Here is a 17,664-nt window from a genome sequence, read left to right as displayed (position 1 = left end):
GTGATAGATCTAATGCATCAAACCGCACGTCCTGTCATTGATTATTTATGAATGATAAGATTGCATTATCGTTCATAATGCTCTTTATAGAGGGAATGGCCCATATCGTCGAGCAAAACACCAAAAATGACGCCCAGGAGTGCTCAGCACCGTCTGACAGCACGGCGGTTTCCGGTGATGTTTCGGCGGGTTCCGAACAAGCACGGGGTTCTTCCCTTGTTAGGACCGATGCCGGCGTGCCAGCTCATCTCCAGGACCTGACTGATCGCGCGCGTGGCTATGTCGAGGCCGCGAGTTCCGCAAATACACGGCGTGCATACGCTTCGGACTGGAAGCATTTTGCTGCCTGGTGTCGCCGCCAGAACCTCTCTCCCCTCCCCCCAGACCCGCAGGTCGTCGGCCTTTATATCACCGCTTGCGCATCAGGTGGCGCAACCAGCAACAAAAAGCCGAGTTCCGTCTCGACAATCGAGCGGCGGCTTTCCTCGCTGTCCTGGAACTATGCCCAGCGCGGTCAGCCGCTTGATCGCAAGGATCGGGCGATTTCAACGGTAATGGCTGGAATCCGCAACACCCATGCCGCGCCACCCCGACAGAAGGAAGCGCTGCTGCCAGAAGATCTGATTGCTATGCTTGAAACGCTTGATCGTGGTTCACTGCGTGGCTTGCGCGACCGGGCGATGCTGTTGATCGGGTTTGCCGGCGGTTTGCGACGATCAGAGATCACAGGCCTTGACCTTGGTCGGGATCAAACGGAGGACGGGCGCGGCTGGATAGAGATGCTCGACAAAGGCCTGTTGGTAACGCTGCGCGGAAAGACCGGTTGGCGCGAGGTGGAGATCGGCTGCGGCTCCTCCGACGCTACGTGCCCGGTCTCTGCCACAGAGACCTGGATCAAATTTGCGAAACTAGCCAAAGGCCCCCTATTCCGCCGTGTGAAGGGGAAGGGCAAAGATGTCGGGCCGGAGCGCCTGAACGATCAAGAGGTAGCACGCCTCGTTAAAAAGTCAGCGCTGGCAGCCGGCGTGCGTGGTGACCTCAGCGAAGACGGGCGCGCCGGAAAATTCTCAGGCCATTCCCTGCGCGCGGGACTTGCGTCTTCCGCCGAAGTCGATGAGCGTTACGTCCAAAAGCAACTCGGCCACACATCGGCCGAAATGACCCGTCGGTATCAGAGACGGCGCGATCGGTTCCGCATCAACCTGACTAAGGCTGCGGGGCTGTAGAAGCCTCCTCCCAGGTTAATCCCCCCGAGGGAAGCGAGAGAACGGAGCTCTGTCCATCCTGAACGGAAAATCCGACATTTTTGATTGGATGTCCGCTCTGGCGTCCAGCGTATGCTGATTACCTCGGCATCTGGACAACCGGCTTGTCGCCCTTAGCTTATGTCGATAGATTAGAATTCCATCGACACGAATTTGCCATATGTCGACACCGACGACATATCCCCCCGACATGTCGATCGAAGAAGGATTGATCGACATGTCGTTTCGCCCGGATCGCCCCTACAATGACCTCCCTCCCCTGCCCCCGCGCGAGGATGTTGAGACGAAGGCCGTCCTGAAGGCCTGCATCGAGGCTCGTGCAGCACTGGCCGAGCTTCGTATATCCGGCCAGCTCATTCCGAACCAAGCAGTTTTGATCAACTCGATTCCACTGCTTGAGGCGCAGGCGAGCTCGGAGATCGAAAACATCGTCACTACCACCGACAGGCTATTCCGCTTCGCCAACGAAGCCGGCAATCACGCCGATCCTGCGACGAAGGAAGCATTACGCTATCGCACAGCCCTCAGCGAAGGTTTTCAGACGCTCAAGCAGCGACCTGTGTCGACGTCGACGGCGATCACTGTCTGTCAAACCATCAAGGGCTTTGAACTGGATATCCGGGCGACACCGGGAACGGCATTAATGAACGAGGCAACGGGCTCAGTAATTTACACGCCGCCCGAGGGCCAGGCACTTTTGCGCGACAAGCTCGCTAATTGGGAGCGCTATATTCACGAAGCCGAGGACATCGACCCGCTGATCCGACTCGCCGTGATGCACTACCAGTTTGAGGCGATCCACCCGTTTACCGACGGCAATGGCCGGACAGGCCGAGTGCTGAATCTGCTCTTCCTCGTCGACAAAGGCCTGCTGGACATCCCAATACTCTATCTCAGCCGCTACATCATCGGGAACAAACGCGCCTACTATGATCGGCTCCTGGCCGTCACGACCGACGAGGCATGGGAGGACTGGATCCTCTACATGCTGGAGGCTGTGCGCGAAACGGCAAACTGGTCGACAGCGCGAATTCGCGCCATCCGCGACCTGCTGGATCAAACCGCGGAGCATATCCGACGCGATCTGCCCAAAATCTATTCGCGCGAGTTGGCAGAGGTAATCTTCGTGAACCCTTATTGCCGAATCGGCGACCTTGTGACGGCCGGCATCGCAAAGCGACAGGCAGCGTCGGTCTATCTCAAGGCCCTCACCGAACTGGGCCTGCTGCAGGAAATGAAGGCGGGCCGGGAAAATCTCTATATCAATCCGGCGCTACTTGCGCTCCTGAGCGAGCAACGCCCGGCTCGGCACAACCAATGAAACGCCCAAACGCCAGGCAGCACCTGAGATGACACTGGACGCGGGGAATTTCATGCGTCCAATCCAGATCTCACCTATCGCGAAATCTCCGGTCAGCTTGGGTGGTTTCGTGAGTTGACACAGCGGGTAGCTCGGAATAGTCGCCCTCTTTTGTCAAGAACCTTATCGACCGAGCGCGCCGTTCCCGCCTGATCGATGCTGAAACCACAGCCAATGCAGCAATAGCCAAAGCGCTCATCATCACGATCTGGGCTTGTTTAGGGATTTCAGAAGCGCTTCTGAGACCTCATACTGTCCTTCCCCGCCCTTGTTGCCGTTTGGCGGCTCCCTATCGGTCGTGGCTGCCGCCTTGTCTGCATCCAGCTTGGACCGAAGTAGGGCCATCACCATCGGCCAGGTCGAGAAATGGCCCTCTCTCGCCTTGTCGGTGAGGCTGCGCAGATATCCCCCAGCGCTGTTGATCTGATCAGACCGCTGCAGGATTGCGGCCAGCGTGATCGCCGCCTGAACCTCGCCCATGGCTTCGCAAGCTTCTCGCCACGCACTCGGACTGACCCCCAGCATCGGCCGGGCCACCTCCACGGCCGCCAAAAAATCGCTCCAGTGGCGTATTCGACCACCCTGAGCCAAGTCCATCAGGTTCGGGCAAGCGTCAAGCACGATCCCCAAGGGCAGCTCCCGCTTCGGTAAACTCCGCAGGTTGTCGTTTTCATCAGCGCTGCCGCCCGCTTCATTCCCTTTTCGAGAGCCGTGTTCAGATTCAAATATGGAGTCTGGTTTTGAATTCTGTATGTGGCATCCAGATTGGGACTCATTGGCGTCCATATTCTGTGTTTTCGTGAATAATTCCAGCATGTCATGCACCTCCGTCCACAACTCCTGGAGCTCATCGCAAAGGCTTTCGACGACTTGGCGCGGTGCCGTGCGAGGAAGCCGTGCAATAATCTCCTGGTAGATCTGACCAATACGGCCCCAGTTGCCTGGAACGCCCTCCTCGATGCCGGCATCGATCATCTTAACAACATCCCGACGAAGCAGTGTCAGGCGTTCCTTGGAGACCTTGAAGGCTTTCTTCTCTGCCTGAACCGCTTCCGCGAGTTGCTCGAACTCCTCGGCGCGGGCCACTATCGGCGAGAGGTCGAAGCCATAGGCCTGTTCGACCTCTCCTCCCCGGCCCTTGCGCGCGAAACGCTTTCCATTCGGGCTGTCTCTGCGAATGATCAGTCCGCAATCGACGAGGACGGCCAGGTGCCGGCGCAGCGTCGTGGGCGGCATGCCATTCGCGCGTGCCATGAGTTGTTCATTCGACGGCCAAACGATCAGCGTCCCGTCGCCCGACAGCTCGCTGTCCCGATGGAATGACAGGAGCGCGTTGAGAATGGCCAGGGACCGGTCTGTGGCGCCCAGAAGATCGCGAGCTTCACGGATCGAGCGGAAGGCCTTCCACTTCTCGACCGTTGCCCCTTGGGGTATGGATTTCGCGGCGACTTGGCTCGCCATTTGGCCAAGCGTCATCGGCCGCCGCCCAAAGGGCGTCGTGGAGATATGCGTCTGCATTTTCTTTCACCTATTGCTAGGCAATAGAAAACTGCTCGCCGAAACGGCGCTCACGACTCAAAAGAGCCTTGACTGTGATTCCGGGAAGTGCGATTCTCTAGCTACCACACTAAGAGAGGGCTTCCGGAAGCGATTTCGGTGGCCTTTTTCTTTGCCAATTTCTGCCATGGCCGCCCGTTTACGGCCGTTGATTCACTCACCGCCCTCCTCTTTGTTTTGCTGAAATTCTTCGTAAAGGCGCTTTAATTGTCCCGAGAGGAACGCGCCAAACTGAGATGCATCCTTGGATTTCAAGGCAAGAGTGAAGGTCCGGCCGCTATCCTTTGTCGTCACTTTGACGGCAGCTTCGGACAGACTCCACACCTTTTCCGCCGCCTGCTTCGGCTTGGCCTTCTTTGTTCGAGAAGACTTGAGGCCATCGATAAGGACCGTGAATTGTTGACTCCCCTCTGCCTCAACGAAAGCCTCACTCTGAACCAGCTCCAGCGCCGTTTCAGCATTTGCCGGCATTTGAACGAGTTTCTTCAGTTCTTCCCAACGGTCCCGGCCAACACCCTTCGCGGCGCCGAGCGCCTCGAGGACGGCTTCTGGCACGACATCAGCGACGGAGAGCATTCGAGAAAGCAAAGTGTCGTCAATCGTCAAAGCTATCTTGATGGTAGCCTTGTCGATTCCGGACTCGAGCAAGCGCCGTGCATAAAGCGCCTTCTCGATGAAGCTCAGATCGTCCCTGGCTGAGTTCTCCTGACCCTGAGCGATGACGTGGGCAATATCTTCAAGGGGCTTGATGACGGCTCGAACTTCCTGCCCAAGCTTTCGGGCCACCCTAACTCGCCGGTGGCCGAATACTACAATGTAGCGGCCGCTTGTCTGGGGATGTGGCCGAACCAGAACAGGAGAAAGCTGTCCGGCATTTTTGATGGCCTGTAGGAGTTCACCGTCCTTTTCTTCGTCCTCGCCAATTCTATCCGCATAAGGGGAGGGGTCGAGTTTATCTGGATCCAGCGATACCACAATGTCGCCTTCCAGAACGCGCATCGAGCTTTCAGCAAGATCGTCAAGGGACTGCATCATAGATCGTGAAGCACCGCGGCGCGCATATTCCACACGCGATTCCGCCACTCCGTCATGCTCGACGGGCTTTGTGGGACGATCTCCGATATTCGCAAGCAGGTGCTTTCTAGCCATGATATTCACCTAAAATGGGAGATATCGTATTGTTCTCTAACCGCTTTTTCGCAATCTGCACGGCTGTCAAAATGGCCTTCATTTGCGCCTCCATGCCGAGTGGATGAGAGAAGTTATTTCTCCGTTCACTGCATTAAGGGACTCAATGGCCCGGTCATAGGTCGAGCGAACGAACAGCGCTCGCTCGACCTCATAGACCGTCTGCTTGGTTATGCCCGCATCGGAGATTGCGGTTGACTTGACCATCTGGTTGTTCAGCATTCTCTTACCAAACATTGCCTGCATGAAGCCCACCATCTGAGCTTGGGGCCCGTCTGTCGCCTCGTAGCGAGTCACGAGGTATCTAAACCAATCAAGTCGAACCTTGGCACCAACTCCTTTAATCGATTGCAGAATGCCCCCGAGCATAAGCAGGAATTGGCTCATGCTCATGATGTCGAGCATTTGCGGATGCACAGTGATGAGAACGCCCGTCGAAGCCGTAAGTGCCGTCAGTGTGAGATATCCCAATTGAGGCGGACAATCGATAACGACGATATCATAGCGGTCATCAACCTCTTTTAGCGCATTGGAGATGCGCGTGAAAAAAAGCCGACCCTCAGGTGAGCTCCGATCAGATGCGGCAAGTGGCGTTTCGTATTCGTACTCTTGGAGCTCCAAGTTCGCCGGGACGATATCCAATCCGGGAAAATTGGTAGTACGAATGACTTCTTTAATCGAACAGCGTTCGTTGTCGTATCGCAAAGCGTCGAAAAGGGAAGGATTCTTATCGAGCTCGGGTTGAACGCCATGAAGAGCAGTGAGCGATGCTTGCGGATCGAGATCAATAGCAAGAACACGGTGCCCCGTAAGAGCCAGGTACTGTGCCAGATGGGCTGTGGTGGTAGTCTTACCAGATCCACCCTTGAAATTGACCACAGAGATGACCTGCAAATGGTCACCCTCACGTCGACGTGGGACATAGTCCTTCACGCCGCTACGTCCGTGCTTATCGAGATACTCGCGCAACTCCAGCATTTGTTCTGCAGTATAGGAGCGCCTCCCCGACGATGAGACCGTTGGAACAGGACCTTTCCCATCCAAATGCAATTTTTTCACGTGGTTCTGGGTAACGCCAATGAAGTCTGCAACCTCGGCCAACGAGAACAAACGCAGACCCTTTTGCGCGTCAGGCGGGTACTGCTCGAGACGGAGCATATTCAGACGATCGGAGATCAATTCACCCTGCTGGATGATCTCCTCGTCGAAATCCATCGCATTTTGCTCATCGACTGTTGACACCAACATCTCACTTCCATCGAAATAACGCTTTTTCCCAAGCAACATGCGGGAAAGCGTTATTACTATGGGCGATTCCGGTTCCGGCGCAAGCGGTTTTTGGTTAACGGTCTCTTAACACGAGCCAAACCATCGGCCTCCAGATTCTCTGGAAAAGCAGAATTTTTCCAGTGTTTTCCAATACTTATTTGACGCCACCAATGCCTTTTTGGATATTTGCTGTCCCGGCACATCTGCCGGGGCGACTTCGCATGCCGTCGTTCGAAAACTATGTAGAGCGCAAGTTCCAGCCCAATTCCGCCGATTATCACCCCGACTCAGTGATCTGAGTCGAACTCAAGCCCCGCTCAGCGGATACCGCGCGAACACTCATCTAACCACCCCGGCAGATCTGCCGGGGTGACCGGTTCCTCTCATTCGATCAAAACCGCAACTCACCCGCAAGTAGCAACGGTGGATGCGATGCAAACAAAATCTGACCGCGCCGAGCGGCACCTAAGATCGTCAATTGGAGAGGATCGATGAGCAGGAGTGCCTCCCATTCCCGGTTGGTCCGCAAACTACGTGAAGCGTTGGGTGATGTGATCTGCGCGGCACTTGAGGACGACGATGTCGTTGAAATCATGCTCAACCCGAACGGACGGCTGTTTGTCGAGCGGCTCGGAGAGGGGATGGCAAGGATTGGCGAGCTGCAGGTGGGCGCGGCCGAGATCATCATCGGCAGCGTTGCACACGCCCTGCAGACAGAGGCGGATGACGAACGGCCTATTATTTCAGGTGAACTGCCGATCGGCGGGCATCGGTTCGAGGGACTACTTCCCCCGGTAGTGAACGCGCCCAGCTTCACCATCCGCCGGCGCGCATCCCGTCTGATCCCGCTTGCGGACTATGTCAGCAGCGGCGTGATGACCGGGCTTCAGGCCAGCCTCATTCGACGCGCCATTCGGGAACGGCTGAACGTTGTCGTCTCCGGCGGAACGGGATCGGGCAAGACGACATTGGCCAACGCAGTCATCGCCGAAATCGTCCAGTCTGCTCCATCGCATCGGTTGCTCATTCTGGAAGACACGGCCGAGATCCAATGCGCGGCCGAGAACGCAGTTTGCCTGCACACAACCGACAGTACCGACATGGCGCGGCTTCTAAAAAGCACGATGCGTTTGCGCCCCGACCGCATCATAGTCGGCGAAGTCCGGGACGGCGCCGCGTTGACCCTTCTCAAGGCATGGAACACAGGCCACCCGGGCGGGATCACCACCATACACGCCAACACCGCGCATTCCGCGCTGCGGCGCCTCGAGCAGCTGACCGCCGAGGTTAGCCAGCAGCCGATGAGGGAAGTGATCGGCGAAGCTGTTGATCTCGTCGTCTCCATCGAACGAACGGCGACCGGCCGGCGTGTGCGCGACGTGATGCGCGTCAACGGTTTCGACGGGGCGACTTACGAAACAGATCACAATTCCCAGATCGACGAGGACAGCCATGCCGCATAATTTCCGCCGAAACGCCTCTATGGGAGCCATAGTTGCCGTGCTTTGCATTGCAGTCGCTTCTCCAGCTCTCGCAAGTTCTGGCGGCGGTCTGCCATGGGAGGGGCCGCTCCAGCAGATCCAGGAATCGATTACCGGCCCGGTTGCCGGCTTCATCGCGCTCGCCGCTGTCGCAGTCGCCGGCGGCATGCTGATCTTCGGCGGCGAACTCAACGATTTCGCGCGGCGGCTGATGTATGTCGTCCTTGTCGCCGGTATCCTGCTTGGCGCGACCCAGATCGTCGGACTGTTCGGCGCATCGGGTGCATCGATCGGCCTCCCAGATCAGGCAGCCCCGGGCGGGCGAGGGGAGGGAACTGATGGCTGAAGCCGGCGCACCCCTTTTCCGCTCGCCCATCCATCGCGCATTGTCGCGGCCGAACCATCTGATGGGCGCCGACCGCGAACTCGTGCTTCTGACCGGGCTTGCCACGGTCATTCTCATCTTCGTGGTGCTGACCTGGTTCTCTGTGTTGCTCGGCATTGCTATCTGGATCGCCGTGGTCGGTGTCCTTCGTATCATGTCCAAGGCCGATCCGATGATGCGGCAGGTCTATCTGCGCCACATCGGCTATCGACCGACTTATCGGCCTACGTCATCGCCATGGCGGAGGTACTGACCTCCCATGGTGGCGCTCAATCAATTCCGAAACTCAAAACCGTCGTTTTCCGACCTGTTGCCCTATGCAGGCCTGGTCGCCGACGGGATCATTCTGTTGAAGGACGGCTCGCTGATGGCTGGCTGGTATTTCGCGGGACCGGATTCGGAGAGCTCGACCAATGTGGAGCGCAACGAGGTGTCGCGCCAGATCAATGCCATCCTTTCGCGGCTCGGGACCGGCTGGATGATTCAGGTCGAGGCGGTCCGCGTTCCGACGACGGCCTATCCGGCGCGAGAAGCCGGCCACTTCCCAGATCCAGTCACACGGGCGATCGACGAAGAGCGTCGCGCACATTTCGAGGCAGAGCGCGGCCACTACGAGAGCCAGCACGCCCTTGTTCTGACCTATAGACCACCGGAACCGCGCCGGTCGGCCATGGCCCGATACGTCTATTCCGACGAGGCAAGCCGATCGGAGACCTATGCGAACCGCGTCCTCAATTCGTTCCAGACCTCGATCCGCGAGGTCGAACAGTATCTCGGCAACGTGCTTTCGATCCGACGCATGGTGACACGCACGGTTGCCAATCCAGAGACAGGAAGCGAGGCGCGCTATGACGAGCTCTTTCAGTTCATCCGCTTCTGCGTCATCGGGGAGAACTACCCCGTCCGTCTGCCGGCGATCCCAATGTATCTTGACTGGCTGGTCACAGCTGAGTTCCACCACGGACTTTCGCCGATGGTCGATGGCACCTATCTGGCAGTCGTTGGCATTGACGGCTTCCCGGCCGAGAGCTGGCCGGGGATCCTCAATTCGCTCGACCTGATGCCGCTCACCTATCGCTGGTCGAGCCGGTTCATGTTTCTCGACGATCAGGAAGCGAAGCAAAAACTGGAGCGCACGCGCAAGAAATGGCAGCAGAAAGTCCGACCATTCTTCGACCAGCTTTTCCAGACCCAGAGCCGATCGGTCGACCAGGACGCCATGACGATGGTGGCCGAAACCGAGGATGCAATTGCAGCTGCCTCGTCGCAGCTTGTCGCCTATGGCTATTACACGCCGGTCATCGTCATGTTCGACACCGACGAAGCTCGTCTGCGCGATCAGGCGGAGGCTGTCCGACGGCTGATCCAGGCAGAAGGCTTCGGCGCCCGTATCGAGACGCTCAATGCCACCGAGGCCTATCTCGGCAGCCTGCCCGGCAATACCTATGCCAATGTCCGCGAGCCGCTCATCAATACAAGCAATCTCGCCGACCTCATTCCGATCAATTCCGTATGGGCAGGCAGTGCGACCGCCCCATGCCCGTTCTATCCTCCCAATGCCCCGCCGCTGATGCAAGTCGCCAGCGGCTCTTCTCCCTTCCGGTTGAACCTGCATGTCGAAGATGTCGGCCATACGCTGATCTTCGGGCCGACGGGTTCGGGAAAGTCGACCTTGCTGGCGCTGATCGCGGCACAGTTCCGCCGGTACGAAGCGGCGCAAATCTTCGCCTTTGATAAAGGCAAGTCGCTCTACCCGCTGACCAAGGCCGCCGGCGGCGATCACTATCAGATCGGGGCAGGGGAGGGTGCGCTCGCATTCTGTCCGCTGGCCGAGCTTTCAACCGACGGGGACCGGGCATGGGCGGCCGAATGGGTCGAAACGCTTGTTTCCATGCAGGGAGTGAGCATCACACCCGACCACCGCAACGCGATCGCCCGTCAGATCGCCCTGATGGCCGAGGCGCGCGGCAGATCGCTCTCGGACTTCGTGAGTGGCGTTCAAATGCGCGAGATCAAGACCGCGCTTCACCATTACACGGTCGACGGTCCGATGGGACAGCTCCTCGATGCCGAGCAAGACGGGTTGACGCTTGGGATGTTCCAGACCTTCGAGGTCGAGGAACTCATGAATATGGGCGAGCGCAATCTCGTCCCCGTCCTTCTCTATCTCTTCCGCAGGATCGAGAAGCGCCTGACCGGAAACCCAAGCCTGATAATCCTCGACGAGGCCTGGCTGATGCTCGGTCACGCAACGTTCCGTGACAAGATCAGGGAATGGCTCAAGGTCCTGCGAAAGGCCAACTGCGCCGTTGTTCTCGCCACACAGTCGATCTCGGATGCCGAGCAGTCCGGTATTATCGACGTGCTCAAGGAAAGTTGCCCGACCAAGATATGCCTGCCGAATGGCGCCGCGCGTGAATCCGGAACCCGCGAATTCTACGAACGGATCGGTTTCAACGAGCGGCAGATCGAGATCGTCGCAACCGCCATTCCGAAGCGGGAATACTACGTCGCGTCTCCAGAAGGGCGGCGTCTGTTCGACATGACACTTGGACCCGTCGCGCTCGCCTTTGTCGGCGCGTCGGGCAGGCAAGATCTCAAGCACATCAATGAACTCAGCCAACAGCATGGACCGGACTGGCCCATGCACTGGTTGCGGACAAGGGGAGTGGACAATGCGAAACACGTTCTCTCGATCAACTAGAATTGCAGTCGCTGCGCTGACGGCGGCCGCGTGGTTGCCGGTCGTTCATGCCGATGCCGGCACCGTGACGGGCGGGGCGACCGAATGGACGCAGATCCTGAACAATACCGAGCTTGTCAGTCTCGTCGGGCAGTCGACCGAGCAGATCGGCAATCAGATGACGCAGATCACGCAGTTGGCGGAGCAGATCCAGAACCAGCTGAAGATCTACGAAAACATGCTCCAGAACACGCTGACCCTTCCGAACCAGGTCTGGGGTCAGGTGGAAAGCGATCTCAACAGGCTTCGCAACCTCGTCAATCAGGGGCAGGGAATCGCTTTTTCAATGGGCAATGCTGACGATATGCTTCGGCAGCGTTTCCAAAGTTTTGCTGATTTCAAGTCGGGTCTCGCCAGCGGCGAGACGTTTTCCGCAAATTATCAGGCCTGGTCGGACACCAATCGCGACACGATTGCCGCAACGCTCAAGGCTGCCGGACTGACCGCGGACCAGTTCAGCTCCGAGGAATCAACGATGAGCCAGTTGCGGTCGATGTCGCAAAGCGCGGTCGGTCAGATGCAAGCGCTTCAACTTGGCCATCAGATTGCGGCCCAGCAGGTCGCCCAGGCCCAGAAGCTGCGGGGCCTCGTCTCCCAGCAAGTGACGATGATGGGCACCTGGTATCAGTCCGAACAAGCGGCCAAAGATCTCGCCCAGAACCGTCGCGAGGAATTCTTCAAGTCGACCACGCCCTCCACCTCGGACGGGCAGGAAATGGAGCCGCGCTGGTGAACAGGTCCATCATTTTCATTGCCATCGTCCTCAGCGTCATCGGAATCAGCGGAATCCTCGTTTGGCAGATCGTTCTGCCCTCAGACCCCACTTCGCACGTCAGCACATCAGCGCCGGCGCCACAGAAATTCGACACGACGGGCGGGCAGGAGATGCGTCCGCGCTGGAAGACAGGTGAGGGCGATGAGGCGGAAAACTAAGGTCTTCTTTACCGCTGCGCTCGCGCTCGCCCTGTTTGCAGGGCCCGCGTTTGCTCAGGAAGGCGCGTTGCTGACCGATCTTGAGAACGAAATCGCAAGTGCTGCCCAGGGATGGCAGAGCACAATCCTGAACGCGGCGCGGTCGCTGTTCTGGATTCTCGCCGGAATCGAGGTCGGGATTGCCGCCGTCTGGTTGGCGATCGCCGCCGCCTCGCTCGACACATGGTTCGCAGAGCTTGTCCGCCGCATCATGTTCATCGGGCTCTTTGTTTTCATTCTGGAGCAAGGTCCGGACTTCGCAAAGGCCGGGGTCGACAGCCTGTATCAGATCGGCGCCGGCGGCGGCTCGGCATCGCCCGCCAATGTCTTCAATGCCGGTCTGCAGGTGGCAAGCGCCATGTCAGCCAAGGCCCAGTTCGGCCTGTTCGAGGATAATGCGCTGGCGATCGCCGCTGTCTTCGCAATGGTGGTCGTGGTGATCGCATTCAGCCTGGTCGCGGCGATCTTCGTCGCCGTCATGGCGGAAATGTATGTCGGGTTACTCGCCGGCATGATCATGCTCGGGCTCGGCGGCTCGAGCTACACGAAAGATTTTTCGGTCCGCTATCTCGTCTATGCTTTCTCCGTTGGCATGAAACTGATGGCGCTGGTGATGATCGCGAGGATCGGCTCGGAAGTTCTGATCGGCCTCGCCAATACGCCGTCAAACAGCGACGAGTTCCTCTCCACACTGGCGATCGCCGGCATCTCCGTCGTGGTGTTTGTCATCGCCATGTACGTGCCGAACATTGTGCAGGGGATGGTGCAGGGCGTTTCCGTAACGGGCGGCATGGAAGCCATACGCCATGGCGGGCAGGCCGCTAGCTTTGCTGCCGGAGGTGCTGCCCTCGCCACGGGCGGGGCGAGGGCAGGGGCCGCGGCCTATTCCAATGCCCGCGCCGGAGGCAGCTCGTTCGGTGCGGCCGCACTCAAGGGCATGGCAAGCGGTGTCGGCGCGGCCGGAGGTGCCGTTGCATCTGCTTCGCGTGACAAGGCGATCGGGGTGCCCGGCACATGGGGCGCTTCTACGCTTGGTCTTGCCAACGCCAAGCTCGATCAAGGTCAGGGTCGTCCTGGCCCACGCCCAAACCGTGACGAGAAAGCGTGACAGAGACCATGGCCAAAACACATCCCCCCGAAAACCCCTATCTCGCCGCGCGTCAGGAATGGAACGAGCGTTACGGCTCCTATGTGAAGGCGGCGGCTGCGTGGCGGATCGTCGGTATCACCGGCATGCTCATGGCGGTGATCGGGTTCTCCTACGCGCTTTACCAGAGCACTCAGGTCAAGCTCGTTCCCTACATCGTGGAAGTCGACAAGCTCGGGACCGCCGCGACCATCGGGTTTCCGCAGCAGATCGAATATGCCGACGCCAGGGTGGTGCGTGCGACGCTTGGAAGTTTCGTATCGAACTTTCGCTCCGTCACACCCGACGCGATAGTGCAGAAGCAATACATCGACCGAACCTATGCGCTGCTGAGATCATCGGACCCGGCGACCGAGAAGGTGAATGCCTGGTTCCGCAACAACTCGCCCTTTGACAGGGCAAGATCGAAGACGGTTGCCATCGAGGTCACCAACATCGTGCCGCTTTCCAACCAGAGCTACCAGATCGATTGGACGGAATATGAGCGGGACCGCAAGGGCAAGGAGATCACTACCAGGCGGTTCCGTGGCGTCGCCACCGTGGCATTGACCCCGCCACAGGACGAGGCGGTCATTCGGCTGAACCCTATTGGCCTTTACCTCAAGGATTTTGACTGGACAGCGCAGTTGTGAGCGCGCGTGAGGATAGAAACATGAAGAAAAGCATGCCCCCCGCCATCGCGCTTTGCGCCGGCGTCATCGTCTCGGCTACAAGCCTGCCGCTCTCCGCTGAGCAGTTGAGCAGCAATGAAACCCGCGGGACACAGCTTTCCGAGCAATGGCAGCACAGCCGGGGCGTTGTGACGCGCGGGCCGGACGGCAAGGTGGTATTTCTCTACGGTGAGGTCCAGCCCTCGGTCGTCTGCTCGCCGTTACAGGTCTGCGACATCGAGCTTCAGGCCGGCGAGATCGTTCGGGACGTCCTTGTCGGCGACACGGTACGGTGGAAGGTCGATCCGGCGACATCCGGCGCGCCGAACGGTCAGGCAGTGCATCTGATCGTCAAACCTGCCGAGGCCGGGCTAATGACGTCGATGGTCGTGACCACCTCGCGGCGGACCTATCACATCCAGCTCAAGTCCCATCCGACCCAATACATGGCTCGCATCGGCTTCGACTATCCCGAGGACATCAATGCCCGCTTCGCCGAGATCAATGCACGGATCGAGGCGAGCGTCGTGCCGGGAGCCGGTGTGCAGGCCGATCAGCTCGACTTCTCCTTCCATGTCAGCGGGTCCGCGCGCTGGCGGCCGACGCGGATCTATAGCGACGGCATGAAGACCTTCATCCAGTTTCCGTCTTCGCTCTCGGGTCAGGATGCACCGGTGCTGTTCGTCGTCTCCGGCGGCGAAAACCGGATCGTCAACTACCGGATGAAGGGAACAATGATGGTGGTCGACTACAATATCGATCGAGCGATCCTCGTTTCGGGCGTCGGGCGCCAACAGCAGAAGATCACAATCCGGCGGGGAAGGTAGGGGATGTCGAAACTCCTCTCTCATCTTCGTTTTTCCGCCACCTTGCTTTGCCTCCTTCTGCTTGCGGCTTGCCAGACAATGGGTGGCCCGGGACTGATTCAAAGCGAAGTCACCGCCGAACTCTCAACCGAAGCCGCCGGTTCGATCGCCGCAGACATGGTCGGCCGGCTCGCGGAGCATATCGGACCCGGAAGCACGACCATTGCACTCCGTGGCAATGAAATCGTGTTCGGGTCGGCGCTCGTGGCGTCTTTGCGGGAAAAAGGCTATGCTGTTGTGACCGACCAGGCGGCCAATCAAGCGGCTGTCGAACCGCTGGCCTATAGCATCGATCCGTTCGAGGACGGTGTGCTTGTGCGTATCTCGACCTTGAAGGTCGAGCTCACCCGGATGTACACACTCGGTACGACCGGTACGACCGGAGCGGCCGGAGCGGTGCCCGCAAGTCCCTTGTCCGTCATGCAACGGAGATCGGCGGGCGGGTCATGACACAATCGCTGAAGCTTGGTGGCGCCGGTGCCGAGAGTGGGCCAAGAATCCGAAGACTGAATCGTGTACCTATCATCGTTGCGATCATCCTCGTCGTGGTCTTTCTGGCGGCGATCTTCTTTGGCCTCTCCTCGAGGGGATTGCATTTCGGGGACCGGCAGAGCGACACGTCGTCGTCGCAACCAGCCTCCAATGATGCCGAAAGGCTCAAACAGGGCGTGCCCGACGGGATCATCGGCGAACCGAAGGTCATTCCGGTGCAACCGACGCCAGCCGTCCAAAGGGAAGAACCCACTCGTAACCCGTTCACTCCACCCGACCAGAACCCTCAGAAGACACCAACGCCGCAAGCCCCAGCCATCGAGCCGGAAGCCGTATGGCGCGCCCGGCTTGAGCGCGAGCAGGAAGAACAGATGCTCCGCGAATATCATCGCCAGCAGATGGCAAGCATTCAGGCTGAGGAAGCCGCTGCCAACTCGCCGACAGCCGTCAATCTCAAGGGCCTCAATAACGAGAATGCTATGCCGGTCGCAGCATCGCAACAGTCCGTTTCACCTGCAGGAACGTCAGGCAGTGCGATGGATCTATATGGCGCTGCGTTGCAGGCCGGTATTGGTGGACAGAATACCGATCCAAACGGGCAGGATCGGAAGGCGCAATTTTTCAACCAGGATATCGCTGACCTCGGCTACCTGCCGAATTCGGTTGTTCCGCAAATGTCGCCCTTTGAACTCAAACGGGGATCGGTCATTCCGGCGATGCTCGTCACCGGTATCAACTCCGATCTTCCCGGTCGCATCACCGCCCAGGTATCGCAAAACGTCTACGACAGCGCGACCGGCCGCCGACTGCTCATCCCGCAAGGAACAAAACTGTTCGGTCGCTACGATTCCGATGTTTCATTCGGGCAAAACCGGGTGCTCGTCGTCTGGACAGATATCATCTTTCCGAACGGATCAACGCTGCAGATCGGCGGCATGGCCGGCACCGATACCGCCGGCTATGGCGGGTTCAACGACAAGGTCAACAACCACTATCTCAAGACATTTGGCTCGGCGATCCTCGTCGCCCTGATCGGCGCAGGGACGGACATGCTGCTCCCGAAAGACACCAGCACCGCGACGACGACGGACAGCGCGGCGGATGCTGCCAGGCGGTCCTTTGCCGAAACCTTCGGACAGATCTCGCAGCAAACCGTGTCGAAAAACCTCAATGTCCAGCCCACGCTCGAAATCAGGCCAGGCTACCGCTTCAACGTCCTGGTCGATCAGGACATCGTTTTCCCAAAAGCCTATCAATGAATCTGAGGTCGGAAATCCCGACACCTCAACGTGGCAGAGCTTGTTCCCGCAGCTCATCACCATGCCGGAATTTTATTATCTTGAACGAGCTTCTTCTGCAATTGATCGATACGCTTTCATTGCCGCTTGAGGAGCGGGCAGCGCGGCGCGCCTTGCGGGATTTCGCCGAGGGCGCCGGCTTCGACTATTTCGCGTATCTGCATCTTCGCGGGCAGGAGAGCTTTGCTGTGTCGAACTATCCCAGGGAATGGCAGGAGCACTACGTCCAGAAAAACTACATTCGAGTTGATCCAGTCGTCACCAAGGCCAAGCATGGGCCACCGATTTTTCAGTGGTCGGCGGACGAAGCCAGGCGAATAGGAAGGCTCGATGTAAGGCAATTCTACAAGGATGCGGAGCGGTTTGGAATCCGTTCAGGTCTGTCGGTCTCGGTTCCTGTCGGCTTCAAGAACAGGATGGTATTCACACTCGCATCCGGGAAGCCCATGGTGTGCATCGATGAGGATCCAGATCCCGTCATTGCAGCGATGGCGGTCGCATTTGTCCATTCCCATCTCGCCTCGGCGACCCAGGATGCTGCCCTGGCTTCAGACATCCGCCTTTCACCGCGCGAGGCCGAATGTCTGCGGTGGTTCGCAGACGGCATGTCGATGCCGGACATCGCTGAAACGATCGGGATAGGATATCGGTCCGTCCGTTCCTATCTCGATGAGGCAACGCGAAAGCTTGGTGCCGCCAACAGCCGGCAAGCCGCCTCGATCGCGATCCGGCTGGGGCTGATCTAGTTGTCTGGCTCCAACGCTTCGAACCCCGGCGAGCAACGTTTGGATGATCGCAATGCAAGCACACCGGCCTAGTTCAATATATCTCGAATTGGAAAGTTTGGCGAAGACTGGGCATTCACTGCGGGATGCACGAACGGCAAGATTGGGGCCGCAAACAGACGGTCGGCTTCTGACAGATAAAAATGTTTAGCTGCCGTTTCAACGACCCATGCTGCCGAAGCCGACACGATCCAACGACCGGCCAG

General features: G+C 58.6%; 16 protein-coding genes. 13 read left to right on the top strand and 3 right to left on the bottom strand.

What is annotated here, in order from left to right; translation table 11 throughout:
- Positions 1 to 95 precede the first annotated feature (95 nt).
- Positions 96 to 1,226 carry a site-specific integrase gene (locus O4H62_RS24515; RefSeq protein WP_269391558.1) on the top strand — a complete coding sequence of 377 codons (1,131 nt, stop codon included), beginning with the start codon at positions 96 to 98 and terminating at the stop codon, positions 1,224 to 1,226.
- A 256-nt stretch (positions 1,227 to 1,482) separates the two neighbouring features.
- Positions 1,483 to 2,586 carry a protein adenylyltransferase Fic gene (gene fic, locus O4H62_RS24510; RefSeq protein ID WP_269391557.1) on the top strand — a complete coding sequence of 368 codons (1,104 nt, stop codon included), beginning with the start codon at positions 1,483 to 1,485 and terminating at the stop codon, positions 2,584 to 2,586.
- 240 nt (positions 2,587 to 2,826) lie between these two features.
- On the opposite strand, the gene repC is transcribed toward fic, so the two are convergent.
- From repC to repA, 3 genes are all read right to left on the bottom strand, one after another.
- Positions 2,827 to 4,143: a plasmid replication protein RepC gene (gene repC / locus O4H62_RS24505; RefSeq protein ID WP_269391505.1), complete on the bottom strand. Its 1,317-nt coding sequence runs from the start codon at positions 4,141 to 4,143 to the stop codon at positions 2,827 to 2,829.
- A 192-nt stretch (positions 4,144 to 4,335) separates the two neighbouring features.
- Entirely contained in the window at positions 4,336 to 5,331 is a 996-nt protein-coding gene (gene repB, locus O4H62_RS24500) for a plasmid partitioning protein RepB (RefSeq protein WP_269391504.1), read from the bottom strand.
- 78 nt (positions 5,332 to 5,409) lie between these two features.
- Entirely contained in the window at positions 5,410 to 6,618 is a 1,209-nt protein-coding gene (gene repA, locus O4H62_RS24495) for a plasmid partitioning protein RepA (RefSeq protein WP_035522563.1), read from the bottom strand.
- A 512-nt stretch (positions 6,619 to 7,130) separates the two neighbouring features.
- Here repA and trbB point away from each other — a divergent pair.
- The 11 genes from trbB to O4H62_RS24440 all read left to right on the top strand — a co-directional run bounded on the left by trbB (position 7,131) and on the right by O4H62_RS24440 (position 17,419).
- Positions 7,131 to 8,102: a P-type conjugative transfer ATPase TrbB gene (gene trbB / locus O4H62_RS24490; RefSeq protein ID WP_269391503.1), complete on the top strand. Its 972-nt coding sequence runs from the start codon at positions 7,131 to 7,133 to the stop codon at positions 8,100 to 8,102.
- Positions 8,092 to 8,466, top strand: coding sequence for a TrbC/VirB2 family protein (locus tag O4H62_RS24485; protein WP_269391502.1), 375 nt, complete (start codon positions 8,092 to 8,094; stop codon positions 8,464 to 8,466). Before trbB ends, O4H62_RS24485 begins: the two co-directional genes overlap by 11 nt.
- Positions 8,459 to 8,758, top strand: a complete 300-nt coding sequence (locus O4H62_RS24480) for a conjugal transfer protein TrbD (protein ID WP_269391501.1) — start codon at positions 8,459 to 8,461, stop codon at positions 8,756 to 8,758. The genes O4H62_RS24485 and O4H62_RS24480 overlap by 8 nt, the downstream gene beginning before the upstream one ends.
- 6 nt (positions 8,759 to 8,764) lie before the next feature.
- Positions 8,765 to 11,209, top strand: a complete 2,445-nt coding sequence (locus O4H62_RS24475; protein ID WP_269391500.1) for a conjugal transfer protein TrbE — start codon at positions 8,765 to 8,767, stop codon at positions 11,207 to 11,209.
- Positions 11,181 to 11,981 (top strand): P-type conjugative transfer protein TrbJ, encoded by an 801-nt coding sequence (gene trbJ / locus O4H62_RS24470; protein ID WP_269391556.1) that lies wholly within the window; start codon positions 11,181 to 11,183, stop codon positions 11,979 to 11,981. Before O4H62_RS24475 ends, trbJ begins: the two co-directional genes overlap by 29 nt.
- Before the next feature lie 183 nt (positions 11,982 to 12,164).
- Positions 12,165 to 13,328 carry a P-type conjugative transfer protein TrbL gene (gene trbL / locus O4H62_RS24465; protein WP_269391499.1) on the top strand — a complete coding sequence of 388 codons (1,164 nt, stop codon included), beginning with the start codon at positions 12,165 to 12,167 and terminating at the stop codon, positions 13,326 to 13,328.
- 8 nt (positions 13,329 to 13,336) lie between these two features.
- A complete protein-coding gene (locus tag O4H62_RS24460; protein WP_269391498.1) occupies positions 13,337 to 13,999 on the top strand; it encodes a conjugal transfer protein TrbF in 663 nt (220 codons plus the stop codon).
- A 20-nt stretch (positions 14,000 to 14,019) separates the two neighbouring features.
- Complete coding sequence (trbG, locus tag O4H62_RS24455; RefSeq protein ID WP_269391497.1) at positions 14,020 to 14,844, top strand: P-type conjugative transfer protein TrbG; 825 nt, start codon at positions 14,020 to 14,022, stop codon at positions 14,842 to 14,844.
- Between the two features lie 3 nt (positions 14,845 to 14,847).
- Positions 14,848 to 15,333, top strand: coding sequence for a conjugal transfer protein TrbH (locus O4H62_RS24450; RefSeq protein WP_269391496.1), 486 nt, complete (start codon positions 14,848 to 14,850; stop codon positions 15,331 to 15,333).
- Positions 15,330 to 16,634: an IncP-type conjugal transfer protein TrbI gene (gene trbI / locus O4H62_RS24445; protein ID WP_269391495.1), complete on the top strand. Its 1,305-nt coding sequence runs from the start codon at positions 15,330 to 15,332 to the stop codon at positions 16,632 to 16,634. The genes O4H62_RS24450 and trbI overlap by 4 nt, the downstream gene beginning before the upstream one ends.
- Positions 16,635 to 16,714: 80 nt before the next feature.
- Positions 16,715 to 17,419, top strand: a complete 705-nt coding sequence (locus tag O4H62_RS24440; protein ID WP_269391494.1) for an autoinducer binding domain-containing protein — start codon at positions 16,715 to 16,717, stop codon at positions 17,417 to 17,419.
- Positions 17,420 to 17,664: the final 245 nt, after the last annotated feature.

Source organism: Parahoeflea alexandrii (genome assembly GCF_027214025.1).
Lineage (GTDB): Bacteria > Pseudomonadota > Alphaproteobacteria > Rhizobiales > Rhizobiaceae > Hoeflea > Hoeflea alexandrii_A.
Note: the sequence above shows the minus strand (reverse complement) of the source record. Positions and strands in the feature narration are given on the sequence as shown.